Source organism: Natranaerovirga pectinivora (genome assembly GCF_004342165.1).
In the GTDB taxonomy this organism is placed as follows: domain Bacteria; phylum Bacillota; class Clostridia; order Lachnospirales; family DSM-24629; genus Natranaerovirga; species Natranaerovirga pectinivora.
In genome coordinates this window covers 1-15,229 of record NZ_SMAL01000006.1, presented here as the reverse complement: position 1 = coordinate 15,229, position 15,229 = coordinate 1, and the positions used below count along the sequence as shown (strand labels likewise).

The window sequence follows — 15,229 nt, the reverse complement described above, 5'->3', positions numbered from 1 at the left end:
CTATCTTATTTATACTCTATCATTCTATTAACGATATCATCTCTTAACTGGTCATACCCATCAAAATTCATATTAGGAATATAAAACGCTTCTATAATATCGTGATTTTTCTTAGCATTTTTAATATTATTAATTCCAATATCTATTAACTCATTAAAGACTTTTTTATCTTCTTTTATATCTTCTTCATAGACTTTTAAATACTCCCTATCTAAATAATGATCTGTATTAATTAATTGATAAGCCTTTTCCTTTAGAAGGTCACTTGTTGTAAATGCAATTTTTAAGTCTTTGATGATTACTGTCATAATCTTTTCTGGGATTAATGGTGTGTGTAGTACCTCTACAAACAAACCTCTTTTTTTGCCTTCTATAACTATTTTATTTAATAGTGTTGATTTTCCTGTTCCTACATCCCCAGAAATGTGATATATCTTATAGTCTTTATGAATCTGTTCATCGGTATAATCTATATAGCCATTAGGGGTATAGGCACTTCCAAACAAATGTCTCTCTTTACCCAATGTACTGCTTACTTTTACATCTTCAAATACTTCTTGGATTAAAGCATCCGTATCTACATTGAGTTTACCAATATCTAAAGCTTCTTCGTGCTTCCAAATGATATCTTCTAATATCAACCTAGCTGCACCAAAATATTTGTAGGCGCGTTTATAAAATTTTCCATTTTTTTCTATATACTCTAGTATGGGTTGTTTTATTTTCTCCAGCTTACTAACGTCCCAATATTCTCCTAAGTTGATGATTTCATCAACTGCCCCTGGATTTTTGGGATCTACCACATGAGGTGCTGTACCATCAATCATTGCAACTTTTAATTCTGGCACAACAATACCATCAAGGGATTCATTATCAGAGGAACAATGATGAAATTCTAACTTGTACCCCTGTTCTAATAGAACTTCAGCAACTTTTTTCATTAAGGATGATTTTCCTGTTCCTGGTCCACCTTTAAGAACAATAATTCTATTGGCATTTTTATCTATTATGTAATCGTAATTAGAGTAAAATCCTACTGACGTATTACCTCCTGGAAAAAATCGTCTTACCTTTTCTGCCATATGCACACTCCTTAAGTTTTTCTATACTTTTATGGTATTAAATTACCTATAGAATGTGCATATCCTTAAAATTTTATCCTGCTATAACTGTTCAAATTTCTAACCCTTGCCTTTTTATCATCTCTATATCTTCCGTTATCTTATTCCCTATAGTGGTTAAATAGTTTCCTACTAAAGCAGCATTAATACCTGATTTCAGACCTTTTTCTTGATGTTCTCCTAAAGATTTTCTACCGCCACCAAATCTAATATATCCATCTGGAATGATAAACCTGAAGACAGCAATAATCCTTAATATTTCATCTGGTTGTAGTATCATATTATTCTCTAGTGGGGTTCCTTTTATAGGTTGTAGAATATTTATTGGCACAGATTTTATTCCTAATGCTCTAATGTCGAAAGCCATTTTTATTCTATCTTCCATGGTTTCACCTAATCCGAAAAGACCTCCACAACAAACATCTAAACCAGCTTTCATTACATTTTTTATTGTTTCTATCCGATCTTCATAGGTATGTGTGTCACATATTTTTGGAAAAAACGCTTTACTTGTTTCTAAGTTATGATGGTACATGGTTACCCCTGCTTTTTTTAACTTTAATCCCTGTTCATAAGAAATAATGCCAAAAGAAGCACAAAGCTGTAACTTCGTTTTATTCTTGAGTTCATCATATATTTCAGTAACTTTATCAAGTTCTCCGTCAGAAATACCTTTACCACTTGTAACAAGAGAGAACCTATGAACACCATTTTCTTCATTTTCCTTTGCCATCTTTAATGCTTCTTCTTTACTTATCAAAGAATACTCTGGGGCTCCTGTCTTATAGTGAGCGGACTGGGCACAGAACTTACAATTTTCAGAGCACTTCCCTGATTTGGCGTTCATTATACTACATAAATCCATTTTATTGCCTTTGAATTTTTCTCTTATTGTATTAGCAGCTTCTAAAAGTTCATCTAAATCCTTTATAGATGATAATTCTACAGCTTCCTCATAATCAATTAATTGGCCATTCAATACTTTATTTGTTATGTATTCTAAGTTCATGGAATCCTCTTCTTGATATTAGATTTTGTCTTGATAATATAGGCACAATTTTAAAACCTATAAAAGCAACAATAATACTCTTTACAATATCCCCACCTATGGTGGTTGTAAAGCCAACTCTTACTGCCCAGCTTATAGCAACATCACTTTTAATATACAGCCTCATAATCATATATAAGTAAGGTACACCTATCATATACACAACCAGAATTCCTGTCATAATAATTAGAAATAGCTTTTGTACGGTCATCTTTGTAACCCTTTCACTTAGTTTTCCAATTACATAAGCCCCAACAATAAAGCCAATTAAGTACCCAAAGCTTGTTTCAAATATGTATCCAGGTCCTCCACCTTTTGTAAAAACCGGCACACCTACTAGTCCTACTACAACATATACCAATTGTGATAGCATCCCTAGTTTCGCACCTAATAAAACCCCTGCAAAAGCTGTAAAAAAAGATTGTAATGTAAATGGAACAAATGGAAATGGAATGGTTATAAAGGCTCCAACTGCTGTTAAAGCTGCAAACAATGCTACTTGTACAATATCTTTTGTTTTTAAATTCATATGTAATACTTCCCTTCATTTTGTTATATTATTATAATACAAATTCAAAGAGATATTGTCAACCATATTTTTTAATAGGTTAACAATCTTTTTTTGACTGTTGATTTATTTTCATATTCTCTGTATACTTACTTTAGTAATTTACTAATAACAAATACGAAGGAGCTCACCATGGAACTATTTGGCGTTATAGCAGCAACACTAACAACTATTTCTTTTTTACCTCAAACTTTAAAAACTATTAAAGACAAAGACACTTCTGGTATTTCATTAGGTATGTACTCTATCTTTACTACAGGTGTTTTTTGTTGGACTATTTATGGTTTCATTATAGGAGACTTACCAATTATCATTGCAAATGTGGTTACTTTTATATTTGCTCTTACTATATTGGTTATGAAATTAAAATACAAATAGGTAAAAAAAGGAAGAGAATGTATTATTCTCTTCCTTTTTTATTTAATTTAACATTCTCTTAAGGAATTGCCCTGTATAGGATGCTTCTACTTTTGCAATATCTTCTGGCGTCCCTGTGGCTAATATTGTTCCACCTTTGTCTCCACCTTCTGGTCCTAAATCAATTATATAATCTGCCGTTTTAATAACATCTAGATTATGCTCAATAATTAATAAGGTATTGCCCCCTTCTGCTAGCCTTTGAATAATATCAACTAGTCTATGAACATCTGCAAAATGTAGACCCGTTGTTGGCTCATCTAATATATATATGGTTTTTCCTGTGCTTCGCTTGCTAAGCTCTGTAGCAAGCTTAACTCTTTGAGCTTCCCCTCCTGATAAAGTTGTAGAGGATTGTCCTAACTTTATATAAGACAAACCAACATCAAATAATGTTTCTAGTTTTCTTTTGATGTTAGGAATATTTTCAAAGAATCCTAATGCTTCCTCTACTGTCATGTCTAAAACATCTGAAATAGTCTTGCCTTTGTATTTTACATCTAAAGTTTCCCGATTGTATCTTTTGCCTTTACAAACTTCACAAGGCACATAAACATCTGGTAAGAAATGCATTTCGATTTTTATAATCCCATCACCTCTACAAGATTCACATCTTCCACCTTTGACATTAAAGCTAAAACGGCCTTTTTGATACCCTTTCATTTTTGCCTCTTGAGTTGTGGCAAATAAATCTCTAATATGGTCAAAAACTCCTGTGTAAGTTGCTGGATTAGATCTTGGTGTTCTACCTATTGGTGCTTGGTCTATATCAATTACCTTGTCTAGATGTTCTATGCCTTCTATAGCCTTATGCTTTCCTGGCTTTACTTTGCTTCGACTTAATTCTTTTGCCAGACTTTTATATAATATTTCATTAATTAATGTACTTTTGCCTGAGCCTGAAACCCCAGTTATAGAAGTAATAACCCCCAGAGGAATCTTAACATCTACATTTTTTAAGTTGTTTTCAGAAGCCCCTTTTATTGTAAGCCAATTGCCATTAGGTTTTCTTCTTGTTTTTGGCACTTCTATTTTTTTCTTGCCACTTAGATAAGCCCCTGTAATAGAGTTTTCATTTGCCATAATCTCTTTCGCTGTTCCTTGAGCAACTACTTGTCCACCATGAGCTCCTGCTCCCGGACCAATATCCACAATATGGTCTGCTGCAAACATTGTATCTTCATCATGTTCTACAACAATTAGTGTATTCCCTAAGCTTCTTAAGTTATCCAATGTTTTTAATAATTTTTCATTGTCTCTTTGATGAAGTCCAATACTTGGCTCATCAAGAATATAGACAACACCAACCAATCCAGAACCAATTTGAGTTGCTAATCTAATTCTTTGTGCTTCTCCACCAGATAAAGTTCCTGCAGATCTTGATAATGACAGATAGTCTAATCCAACATCCATTAAAAAGCCTATTCTTGCATTAATTTCTTTTAGTATTTGTTCCCCAATGAGTTTTTGTCTATCATTTAACTCTACTGTATTAAAAAACTCATATAAATCGCTTATAGATAACTCTGTTAAATCCGCAATATTTTTATCACTAATTGTGATGGCCAATACTTCTTCATTTAGTCTTGCCCCTTTACATTTTGGGCAAGGGGTATTGGTCATATAGCCTTCATATTCTTGTCGCATATATTCAGATGAAGTCTCTCTATAACGTCTTTCAAGATTTTTAAGGATACCTTCGAATTCTGTATCGTACTCACCTGTACCTCTTTCATTGCTATAGATGACTTTAACTTTCTCTCCATTGGTTCCATACATTAGTATGTTTTTCACTTCATCTGATAACGCTTCATAAGGCACACGTAAGTTAAACTTATATGCCCCAGCCAGCCCATCTAATAAACTTCGTACATAACTATCATCATTAGCAGCAGAAGCCCACCCTGGCACAACAAAAGCACCTTCTGTAATGGTGAGTTTTTCATTTGGCACAATAAGTTCTGGGTCAAATTCCATCTTAAATCCTAGACCGTGACACTCAGCACAAGCACCAAAGGGATTGTTAAAAGAAAACATTCTAGGTTCGATTTCATCAATACTAATGCCACAATCTGGGCAGGCAAAGCTCTGACTAAAAGTCAGAGATTCTTTATCCACTACATCTACAACCAATAAACCACCTGTTATCTGTAATACAGTCTCAATAGAATCTGCTAATCTTTTTTCTATGCCTTCTTTTACTACTAGCCTATCTACAATTATTTCAATGGTGTGTTTTTTGTTTTTATCCAAATCTATATCTTCTGTTAGTTCATATAAATTGCCATCGATTCTAGCTCGTACATATCCACTTTTTCTTGCTTGATCTAGAACTTTTAAGTGTTGTCCTTTTCTCCCTCTTACCACTGGAGCCAATAGCTGAATTTTTGTTCTTTCTTCTAATGACATAATATGATCAACCATTTGATCCACTGTTTGTTTCTTTATTTCTTTTCCACAACTTGGACAATGGGGTATGCCTATTCTAGCAAAAAGCAATCGAAAATAGTCATAGATCTCAGTTACTGTCCCAACCGTTGACCTTGGGTTCCTGCTAGTGGTTTTTTGATCAATAGAAATAGCAGGGGATAATCCCTCTATATGTTCAACATCTGGTTTTTCCATTTGTCCCAAGAATTGTCTAGCATATGCTGATAAAGACTCTACATACCTTCTTTGGCCTTCTGCATATATTGTATCAAAGGCTAAAGAGGATTTTCCCGATCCACTTAACCCTGTAAATACAATAAATTTTTCCCTAGGAATTGTTAAGTCAATATTTTTTAAATTATGTTCTTTAGCTCCTTTTACTACTATATTATTTTGCGCCATTATATCCTCTTCTTTCTAATGTAACGATTAATCCTTTAACTTTTGCAAGTGTTTTTTTAGCTCTATTAATTCATCACGTATTGTTGCTGCTTTCTCAAATTGTAAGTCTGCTGCTGCTTGATGCATCTCTTTAGATAATTGACTTGTTAATGCTCTTATTTCGTCTATATCCATAGACTCAGGATCTTTTTTAAGTTGATATGACCCTTTTTCATCAGATACTTTTGATATTCTAATTAAATCTCTTACTTTCTTTTTAATGGTTTGAGGTGTAATGCCATGGACATTGTTATATTCTTCTTGAATCAACCTTCTTCGATTGGTTTCAGAGATTGCCTTTCTCATAGAGTCTGTGATTTTATCAGCATACATAATAACTCTACCTTCAGCATTTCTTGCAGCTCTACCCACCGTTTGAATAAGAGAGGTTTCTGAACGTAAAAAACCTTCTTTATCTGCATCTAATATTGTCACTAAAGCAACTTCTGGTATATCCAAGCCTTCTCTTAATAAATTAATACCAATTAAAACATCAAAAACATCCATTCTTAAGTCTCTTACAATTTCCATTCTTTCTAAAGTATCAATATCAGAATGTAGATACCTTACTCGTATGCCAACTTCTTTCATATAATTGGTTAAGTCCTCTGACATTCTCTTTGTTAATGTTGTAATCAATACCTTCCTTTTGTTGTCTATTTCTATATTTACTTCTTTTATCAAATCATCAATTTGTCCTTTTACTGGTCTAACTTCAATAATAGGATCCAATAGACCTGTTGGTCTTATAATTTGTTCTGCTCTTAATTCTTCATTGGCCTTTTCATATGGGCCAGGTGTAGCCGAAACAAATAATATTTGATTGATTTTTTCTTCAAACTCTGGAAAATTCAATGGTCTATTGTCTTTAGCCGATGGCATTCTAAAACCATACTCCACTAGAGTACTTTTTCTAGCTTGGTCACCTGCAAACATTCCTCTAATTTGAGGTAAAGTTATATGAGATTCATCTACTATGATTAAAAAATCTTCTGGAAAGTAATCGATTAATGTATGGGGTGTACTTCCTGGTGCTCGTCCAGATAAATGTCTTGAATAGTTTTCAACACCTGAACAAAATCCTGTTTCTCTTAACATTTCTATGTCAAAATTGGTTCGTTGAGCTATTCTTTGAGCTTCTAAAAGTTTGTCCTCGCTTTTAAAGTTTTTAACACATTCTACTAATTCTTCTTCTATGGATTGGATGGCCAGTTCTATCTTTTCTTCTGGGATGGCATAATGAGATGCGGGAAAAATAGAAATATGATCTAAGGTTCCTAATAACTCTCCTGTTAGTGTATCTACTTCTGTTATCCTATCTATTTCATCTCCAAAAAATTCAATTCTTATGGCCCTTTCCCCTGAGCCAGCTGGATAGACTTCTACAACATCTCCTCTAACTCTAAAGGTACCTCTTTTAAAATCTAAATCATTTCTAGAATATTGTATATCAATTAATTTTCTTAGTATTTCATCTCTTTCTTTTTCCATTCCAGGTCTTAATGAAACAACTAAATTATTATAATCTATTGGGTCACCTAATCCATAAATACAAGATACACTGGCTATTATAATAACATCTTTTCTTTCAAATAACGATGCAGTGGCTGAATGTCTAAGCTTGTCTATTTCTTCATTAATAGATGAATCTTTTTCTATAAATGTATCTGTATGGGGTACATATGCTTCTGGTTGATAATAATCGTAATAACTTACAAAGTACTCAACTGCATTCTCTGGAAAAAACTCTTTAAATTCACCATATAATTGAGCTGCTAAAGTTTTGTTATGGGCTATAATTAATGTTGGTTTTTGGATTTTTTCTATTACATGTGCCATCGTAAAGGTTTTACCAGAACCTGTTACCCCTAGTAATGTTTGTGCTTTATTATTCTTTTTATATCCATCTACCAGCATCTCTATGGCTTGGGGCTGATCTCCTGTTGGTTGAAAATCTGAAACAATCTTAAATTCAGGCATATAATCACCTTTTTCTTTTTTATATGAAAGACTAATCTACAAACTTGCTTGCAAGGATTTGGAGATTAGTCTTTCATTGAAACCTTATGCCTGTAGCGAAGCGAATGGCATGTTACACGGTTGATATGAAAGACTAATCTACAAACTTGCTTGCAAGGATTTGGAGATTAGTCTTTCATTGAAACCTTATGCCTGTAGCGAAACGAATGGCATGTTACACGGTTGATATGAAAGACTAATCTACAAACTTCCTTGCAAAGTTTGAGAAAATACTACTTTCTTATTATTATATTTTATTATTATAACATAATCAATATAAATTTTAAAACATATGTTCCTATTTTAACAAGGATTTTTATTATATATAAGTGTAATAGCGTAGCCAAGGATGGTTACAGGTTTCTGAAACTTATATATAATAAAAATCCCTTCACCACCTAGAATATATCAAAAGAGTATCGACTTTGTCGATACTCTCATAGTAAGAATAACCTTACTATCATTTATATTTTTTTATTCAATTTCTTTAATATTATCCTTATTAATTTAAAGTCATTTAATGTATTATACTTAAATACTATTTTAGGATTTTCAGGCAAATAATTTAACCCTAAATTCTTTTCTTTTATAAAAGTATTATATGTTAATTTGTCTTTATACCCTTCTTCACATTCTACTTCTATATAAAAACTTTTATAACTATCTTGCATTACAGTTTTATAGTCTTTTGAATTTTCAATTTCAAACCCATTAATATTATGTATAATATCTCCAACTTTTATCCCCAATCGTTGTGCTATTCCATCAGGATGGACACTTAATACTCTTATGCCTTTTCTAGGCACCCCATATAAAGGTTTTTTTACAGTTTCTATAAAATGATCGTATTGAATAATACCTTCATGAGCAAGTGCCATAAAAAGTATTGCTATTACCCTTAATATACCATTGTCTACAGAAATCACTGCCAATATAATTAATATCACACTATATACCAATAGTCTTACAGAAGAGATTTTGGCTTTTATTTCTGGACGATAGGCAAAAGTAACTGTTCTATATCCTAATGCCCCTATGATAGGTAACAATACAAAATAATAGGAAGCATTACTATCAATAACAGGCTTTATTAATGGCCACCAACTAGGCATTTTTATAATACTCCCACTTATTTCTCCTATATTAAGTGCTAATAAAGAAAATGGTATTGGCCAAAATTTTTGTAGCATATGTCCCATTACGATTTTATTATTTTTTTTTGTTATTATAGGGATAGGGTTTTTACCTCCAACAAAGAAAATGAGTATTGCCTCCATTAAGTGTAAAACACCTACTAATACAATCAAACCATTTACATCAATATCTAGATTAGGAATGGTATAACCTAGTATATTTTGTCCGCTAAAAATAATACTCAAAAGTGAAAGTATGGATGCTGAATAAGAAAAACACAGGAACCTTGGATGTATAAATGCAGATATAATAGCAATTGGTAGAAGAAATAATATTGGAGTAGTAATTCGAATTGGCAATCCTATAATAGCTATTATAGCACTCCCTACCACACCAATAATTATGCCTTGTAAAACGCTCTCAATCAATTGAGTAAAGCTATTATATGGGATTTTATATCCATATATATTTAAGTTCTGTGTTTTTTTAATCATATAAGCTATTAAAATTATAATAAGTAAAAAAGCACTATCGAATACTGCTTTAGCAGTACTAAGTAGAGTTAAATGAATGATTTCTAATAAATGCATATAATAATCTCCATTATATTTATTTTATCTTCTCATTAATTATCTCCAGTGCTTTTTGCAATTGTAAATCTTCTTCCAATGTAAGGTTGCCTCTAAATCTTAACTCATCTGGTAAAATAACTTCCACATCTGGTTCAATACCTCTATCATGTATATAATTTCCAGATGGGGTAAAATATCTTGATATTGTTGTCTTTATTGCTGTTCCATCCCCTAGAGGTATAAGTCGTTGAACCAAACCTTTACCAAATGTTGTAGTTCCAACCAATGTTCCTGCACCATGATCTTTTATAGCCCCAGCTAGTATTTCAGACGCACTAGCACTGTGCTCATTTATAAGTATTACCAATGGCCTATCAAAGTAAGTCCCTGTTTTAGATCTTTCTATTTCTTGTCTACCATGTTTATCTTCCGTATAAACTATTATTTTATTTTTAGGAATCAGTTCATCTACTATAGCAATAACCGTATGAAGCATGCCTCCAGGATTATTTCTTAAATCTATAATAAGTCCATTTTGACCCTGGTTTTCTAATTCATTTATTGCATCCATAAATTGATTATATGTGACCCTATCAAATTCACTTATTCTTAGATACCCTATATTGTCTTCTAACATTTCACTTGATACAGTTGGAATGTCTATTTTTTCTCTAATAATAGGTACTTCTAGTTGGTCATTATTTCTTATTATAGTTAGTACAACTTCTGTACCTACTTCTCCTTTTATTAAATTCACTGTTTCCGTTAAATCCATTCCTTCTATGCTAATCCCATCTACTTGAATAATAATATCCCCTGGTAACAATCCTGCTTTATCTCCTGGTCCACCTACAAAAGGTAGTAATACTATAAATTCATCGTCTACTTCATTGTGAGATATAACAACACCTATCCCACTATATTCACCTGCCGCTGATTCCAATACATTCCGAAATTCGTCTTCTGTATAATAAGTAGAATAGGGATCACCAATACCAGCTACCATTCCTTTAAAAGCTCTATCTAAAATTTCATCCGTATCAAAATCTTCATAATAAAAATTATCTAGATATCTAATGATTTTGTTTATTTTTTCATCAACTTCTAATTCTTGTACCCCTGTTCCTTCAAAATATATGCCATTTTCTTGAAGAAAGTCAACAAAATTATTTGAACCAATATATATTGCCCCAATAAGGAGTATGATGGTAAACCCAGATATTAAACCTTTTAAGTATTCTCTATTCATATAAAAATATCTCCTTAGTTAACTAATATTATTCTATTCTATACATTAATTATTATACCATGAAAAAATATAATATGAATCATCACTATGTTATAAAGTATTTGTTATATCTTAGAAAATACCCATTATAAATCATAGTATTTTTACCTTTAAATGTTAAAAAGTAGTAATTTAAGTATCACTTAATATTACTACTTTTTTATATGAATTTATCGATTTAACATTGTTAATGGATTAATCCATTCTCCATTTCTTCTTATACTAAAATGTAAATGAGGTCCAGTTGAATTACCTGTACTACCTATTTTAGCTATCGTTTGCCACTTTTTAACGGTCTGTCCTCTTTGAACAAGCAATTGAGAATGGTGTGCATATAGTGTCATAAAACCACTACCATGGTCTATTATAATATAATACCCATAAGAATTATTCCATCCTGCTTCTACAACTTGTCCTGCTGCTGCTGCAACCACAGAGGTTCCCGTTGGTGCTGGTATATCTATACCATTATGAAAATCTTGAGTTTTAAAAATTGGATGGGTTCTCATTCCAAACTGAGAACTTATTCGCCCATACCCAGGTACTGGCCATTCCATATTGCCACCTGCATATACCAATCTACTTTCAGCTTCTAATCTTTTAATAAGATCCTCTGTTTCTTTTAAGCTTTTTTCATCTTCTTCTAATGCTTTTATACTTTTTTCAATATTTTGAGCCACATTTTCCAATTCATTAGTCTTCATAACCATAACACGTTCAACTGTTTGCTTTTGAAGGGTATTTTCAGCTCTTAAATGTTCAAGTTTATTTCTTTCATTTTCTAATTGCATCTCTTTTTCTTCAATAAGTTCTTTTGCAAACAATAAGTTTTCCATAACACTTTTATCATGCTCTACTATTTTGCCAACATACTCTACCCGATTAAAGAAATCCGTTAAGCTTGTTGATTGTAATAATAAATCAATATATGATGTTTCACCATATTCATACATAAACCTTATTCTGTCTTTAGCTAATTCATATTGTCTTCTTTCATTTTGTCTCGCTTCTTCTAATTCAGCTAGGGTGTTTTCTATCATTCTCTCTTTTACAGTAAGCTGGTCTTCTAAACTCATAATTTCTTTTGTCAAAGTTACAATCTCATTATCAAGGGTATTTATGTAGTTTTTAGTATTCGCTTTGTTCTCTTCTAATGCTTCTATTTTTTGTCTCGTTTGTTCAATTCTCTCTTGTAAATCGTTTTTCTGGTTTTTTGCATCATTTATTTGGTTTGCAAAAATACTTGTTGATAAAATCGTTAGCATACCAATAGCTAGTACAATTTTAAGTAATCTTTTAGACTTAATCATTACCCACCTCCATGATTATACACGTAAATGTTTTTTAAGTGTAATCCTACTACCAACTATACCAATAACAATTCCAATACCTAATAAAACAGGTACTAAGATATTAAATATCTCACTAGGTTCTAGAAACTGTAACAAGTCCCTTAATATATTAAACCTTTCTTCTATATAACGTATAACATTGTTATACAATAAATATATTAAACCTAGTGGTATTGCTCCCCCAACTAATCCTATAATGATTCCTTCAAAAATAAATGGTCTTCTAATGAATCCATCTGTTGCACCTATTAGCTTCATAATTTTTATTTCATCTTTTCTCATACTTACCCCTATTCTTACTGTATTACTAATAAGAAATACAGAGACCAATAAGAGTATTATTATAATACCAATAGACACATAGGCAATAAGGACATTAAATCCTTTAATTATTTCAGCTACATCATCAGACCTTCTTACAAGTCTTACACCTGGTATAGATTCCACGTATCTTACAAATTCATTATGCTTTTCAACATCATCTAGATATATCTCAAAAGATGCAGAATGGGCTAATGGGTTATCGTCATCAAAACCAAGTAATACTTCTGGAAAATCTCCAAGTTTTTCTTTAAACATTTCCCATGCTTCATCTGGTGAGACATATTTTATGGATTTTAACTCCGGTCTAAGCCTTATCTCACTTTCAATAAAATCTATTTCTTCTTCTGTTATGTTTTCTCTAAAGAAAACTGTTACGCCAATCTCTAAATGATTCACCATATATTGAAAATTGGTTAGTATTGTATAAAAGAGTCCAAGAATAAATAAACATGCGGCTATTGTACTTATTGATGCAACAGTTAACAAACGATTTTTAACCATGTTTTTTACACTTTGTTTTACGCTATACCCAAGGGCACTAATTTTCATCATCATAGCCTCCCTTTTGGATATCACTTATAACTCTACCATTATTAAGGGTAATTACTCTTTTTTGCATGGCATTTACGATATCTTTATTATGTGTTACCAATATGATTGTTGTCCCACGTTTGTTTATATCATCTAATAATTTCATAATCTCCCAAGAGTTCTTAGGGTCAAGGTTTCCTGTAGGTTCGTCTGCTAAAAGAATTGGCGGATTATTCACTAGGGCTCTCGCTAAAGCTGTTCTTTGCTGTTCCCCACCTGATAATTGATAAGGATAACTTTTGGCTTTGTTAGCTAATCCGACCATAGACATAACCATAGGAACTTGTCTTCTTATCTTTCTTCTAGATGCTTCTGTTACCGTAAGAGCAAACTCTATATTTTCATATACTGTCATATTCTTTAATAATCTAAAATCTTGAAAAACAATTCCTAGTTCTCTTCTAAGCTTAGGCACATTTTTTCTTTTTAAGATACTTAGATTATAATTTTTTATGAATATTCTTCCTTCAGTTGGATCTGTTTCTTTTAATAATAGTTTTACTAAAGTAGACTTGCCTGAACCACTACTTCCTACTATAAAAACAAATTCTCCTTTTTCTATTTTGATGTTTATATTTTTTAGTGCTTCTGTACCATTTGGGTACACTTTTGAAACGTTATCCAGTTGTATCACAGAATCTGCCTCCTTACTAGTAGTCTATAGCTTTTTTTGTCATTTTTAAATAGATAATTATTACCTTTTATATCTTAATAATTCATATAATCCATATGATTCATATATTTTACAACCATTAATGCAATTTTAAAAGTAATGGCATCTTCAAAGACCCTTAAATCTAACCCTGTTGTTTTTTGTAGTTTATCCAATCTATATACTAAAGTATTACGATGGATGTATAACTGTCTTGATGTTTCTGAAACATTTAAACTGTTCTCAAAAAATTTATTGATAGTAGTAATTGTTTCTTCATCAAATTGATCCGGTGTCTTGCCATCAAAAATTTCTTTGATAAACATTTTACAAAGTGGTATTGGCAATTGATATATCAATCTTCCTATTCCTAAATTATTATATCCAATGACATATCTATCACTATAAAAAATCTTCCCTACCTCTAAAGCCATTCTAGCTTCTTTATAGGATCTAGAAACGTCTTTAATATCATTAACCACTGTACCAAATGCAATATACACATTAGACATTACTTCGCTATTTAAAGTATCTAAAATCACTTTAGCAGTTTTTTCTATTTCTTCGTATCCATCATTATCTTTTAATTCTTTTACTAAAATGATATTTCTTTCATCTACTGCTGTAATAAAATCTTTTGATTTTGCTGGAAAAATGCTACGAACCGTTTCTAACACATTATTGTCTTTTTCTAGTTTTGTCTCAACAATATAAACCACTCTTTTTACTTCTGTTTCTATATGCAATTTTTTGGAGCGATTGTAGATATCAACCAATAATAAATTATCTAATAATAAATTTTTAACAAAATTATCCTTATCAAATCTTTCTTTATAGGCTACAAGTAAGTTCTGAATTTGAAAAGAAGCTATCTTCCCAACTTTGTATACTTCTTCCCCATCCCCTTTTACAGAAATAACGAATTCTACTTGCAAGTCATCAAATATTTTAAAGAAATGATAACCTTGGACCAATTGACTTTCTGCTTGGGATGCTACAAAAGAGACCACTGCACTATTATAATCCTCTTTATTCTCTTCAGTAGAAGCTAATACCTTTCCTTCTATGTCCATTACATTTATATCTATTTTTGTTATTGATTTGAGTCCATCTATTGTGTTTTGTAGTATTTGGTTCGATATCATATGACACGCTCCTTTATAATCTTTCTTTTTTAGGTTCTATAATAAATGTTGGGGTGTAAAAACCTCAACATTATTTTTTTGTAAAAAAATAATGCACTTATCCTCAATTCCCTTTAACATGTTAATT

The 15,229-nt window shown here is 31.6% G+C and carries 12 protein-coding genes; 1 reads left to right on the top strand and 11 read right to left on the bottom strand.

The features are described 5' to 3' along the window. Window positions 1–5: 5 nt before the first annotated feature. The 3 genes from EDC18_RS09165 to EDC18_RS09155 form a co-directional block, all read right to left on the bottom strand. Window positions 6–1,082, bottom strand: a complete 1,077-nt coding sequence (locus EDC18_RS09165) for an ATP-binding protein (RefSeq protein ID WP_132252441.1) — start codon at window positions 1,080–1,082, stop codon at window positions 6–8. A 91-nt stretch (window positions 1,083–1,173) separates the two neighbouring features. Beyond that, window positions 1,174–2,130, bottom strand: coding sequence for a biotin synthase BioB (gene bioB, locus EDC18_RS09160; protein ID WP_132252439.1), 957 nt, complete (start codon window positions 2,128–2,130; stop codon window positions 1,174–1,176). Beyond that, complete coding sequence (locus tag EDC18_RS09155) at window positions 2,105–2,698, bottom strand: biotin transporter BioY (protein WP_132252437.1); 594 nt, start codon at window positions 2,696–2,698, stop codon at window positions 2,105–2,107. The genes bioB and EDC18_RS09155 overlap by 26 nt, the downstream gene beginning before the upstream one ends. Window positions 2,699–2,869: 171 nt before the next feature. On the opposite strand from EDC18_RS09155, the gene EDC18_RS09150 reads away from it, so the two are divergent. Then, window positions 2,870–3,115, top strand: a complete 246-nt coding sequence (locus tag EDC18_RS09150; protein ID WP_132252435.1) for a SemiSWEET transporter — start codon at window positions 2,870–2,872, stop codon at window positions 3,113–3,115. 42 nt (window positions 3,116–3,157) lie between these two features. Here the strand turns inward: EDC18_RS09150 and uvrA are convergent, their stop codons facing one another. The 8 genes from uvrA to EDC18_RS09110 all read right to left on the bottom strand — a co-directional run bounded on the left by uvrA (window position 3,158) and on the right by EDC18_RS09110 (window position 15,102). Continuing rightward, window positions 3,158–5,986, bottom strand: coding sequence for an excinuclease ABC subunit UvrA (gene uvrA / locus EDC18_RS09145; protein ID WP_132252433.1), 2,829 nt, complete (start codon window positions 5,984–5,986; stop codon window positions 3,158–3,160). Between the two features lie 27 nt (window positions 5,987–6,013). Next, window positions 6,014–8,005 (bottom strand): excinuclease ABC subunit UvrB, encoded by a 1,992-nt coding sequence (uvrB, locus tag EDC18_RS09140; RefSeq protein ID WP_132252431.1) that lies wholly within the window; start codon window positions 8,003–8,005, stop codon window positions 6,014–6,016. Between the two features lie 503 nt (window positions 8,006–8,508). Continuing rightward, complete coding sequence (locus EDC18_RS09135; RefSeq protein ID WP_132252429.1) at window positions 8,509–9,768, bottom strand: PDZ domain-containing protein; 1,260 nt, start codon at window positions 9,766–9,768, stop codon at window positions 8,509–8,511. A 19-nt stretch (window positions 9,769–9,787) separates the two neighbouring features. After that, window positions 9,788–10,999 carry a S41 family peptidase gene (locus EDC18_RS09130; protein ID WP_132252427.1) on the bottom strand — a complete coding sequence of 404 codons (1,212 nt, stop codon included), beginning with the start codon at window positions 10,997–10,999 and terminating at the stop codon, window positions 9,788–9,790. A 209-nt stretch (window positions 11,000–11,208) separates the two neighbouring features. Beyond that, window positions 11,209–12,348 carry a murein hydrolase activator EnvC family protein gene (locus EDC18_RS09125; RefSeq protein WP_132252425.1) on the bottom strand — a complete coding sequence of 380 codons (1,140 nt, stop codon included), beginning with the start codon at window positions 12,346–12,348 and terminating at the stop codon, window positions 11,209–11,211. A gap of 15 nt (window positions 12,349–12,363) precedes the next feature. Continuing rightward, on the bottom strand, window positions 12,364–13,266 hold the full coding sequence (gene ftsX / locus EDC18_RS09120) for a permease-like cell division protein FtsX (RefSeq protein WP_243115105.1): 903 nt from the start codon (window positions 13,264–13,266) through the stop codon (window positions 12,364–12,366). Continuing rightward, window positions 13,253–13,939 carry a cell division ATP-binding protein FtsE gene (gene ftsE / locus EDC18_RS09115; protein WP_132252423.1) on the bottom strand — a complete coding sequence of 229 codons (687 nt, stop codon included), beginning with the start codon at window positions 13,937–13,939 and terminating at the stop codon, window positions 13,253–13,255. Before ftsE ends, ftsX begins: the two co-directional genes overlap by 14 nt. 74 nt (window positions 13,940–14,013) lie before the next feature. Then, entirely contained in the window at window positions 14,014–15,102 is a 1,089-nt protein-coding gene (locus EDC18_RS09110; RefSeq protein ID WP_132252421.1) for a PucR family transcriptional regulator, read from the bottom strand. Between the last annotated feature and the right edge of the window lie 127 nt (window positions 15,103–15,229).

Coding starts and splice junctions, on each gene's coding strand:
- bioB (WP_132252439.1), bottom strand. CDS start 2,130: ATGAACTTAGAATACATAACAAATAAAGTATTGAATGGCCAATTAATT.
- EDC18_RS09125 (WP_132252425.1), bottom strand. CDS start 12,348: ATGATTAAGTCTAAAAGATTACTTAAAATTGTACTAGCTATTGGTATG.
- EDC18_RS09110 (WP_132252421.1), bottom strand. CDS start 15,102: ATGATATCGAACCAAATACTACAAAACACAATAGATGGACTCAAATCA.
- EDC18_RS09130 (WP_132252427.1), bottom strand. CDS start 10,999: ATGAATAGAGAATACTTAAAAGGTTTAATATCTGGGTTTACCATCATA.
- uvrA (WP_132252433.1), bottom strand. CDS start 5,986: ATGGCGCAAAATAATATAGTAGTAAAAGGAGCTAAAGAACATAATTTA.
- EDC18_RS09135 (WP_132252429.1), bottom strand. CDS start 9,768: ATGCATTTATTAGAAATCATTCATTTAACTCTACTTAGTACTGCTAAA.
- uvrB (WP_132252431.1), bottom strand. CDS start 8,005: ATGCCTGAATTTAAGATTGTTTCAGATTTTCAACCAACAGGAGATCAG.
- EDC18_RS09155 (WP_132252437.1), bottom strand. CDS start 2,698: ATGAATTTAAAAACAAAAGATATTGTACAAGTAGCATTGTTTGCAGCT.
- EDC18_RS09165 (WP_132252441.1), bottom strand. CDS start 1,082: ATGGCAGAAAAGGTAAGACGATTTTTTCCAGGAGGTAATACGTCAGTA.
- ftsX (WP_243115105.1), bottom strand. CDS start 13,266: ATGATGAAAATTAGTGCCCTTGGGTATAGCGTAAAACAAAGTGTAAAA.
- EDC18_RS09150 (WP_132252435.1), top strand. CDS start 2,870: ATGGAACTATTTGGCGTTATAGCAGCAACACTAACAACTATTTCTTTT.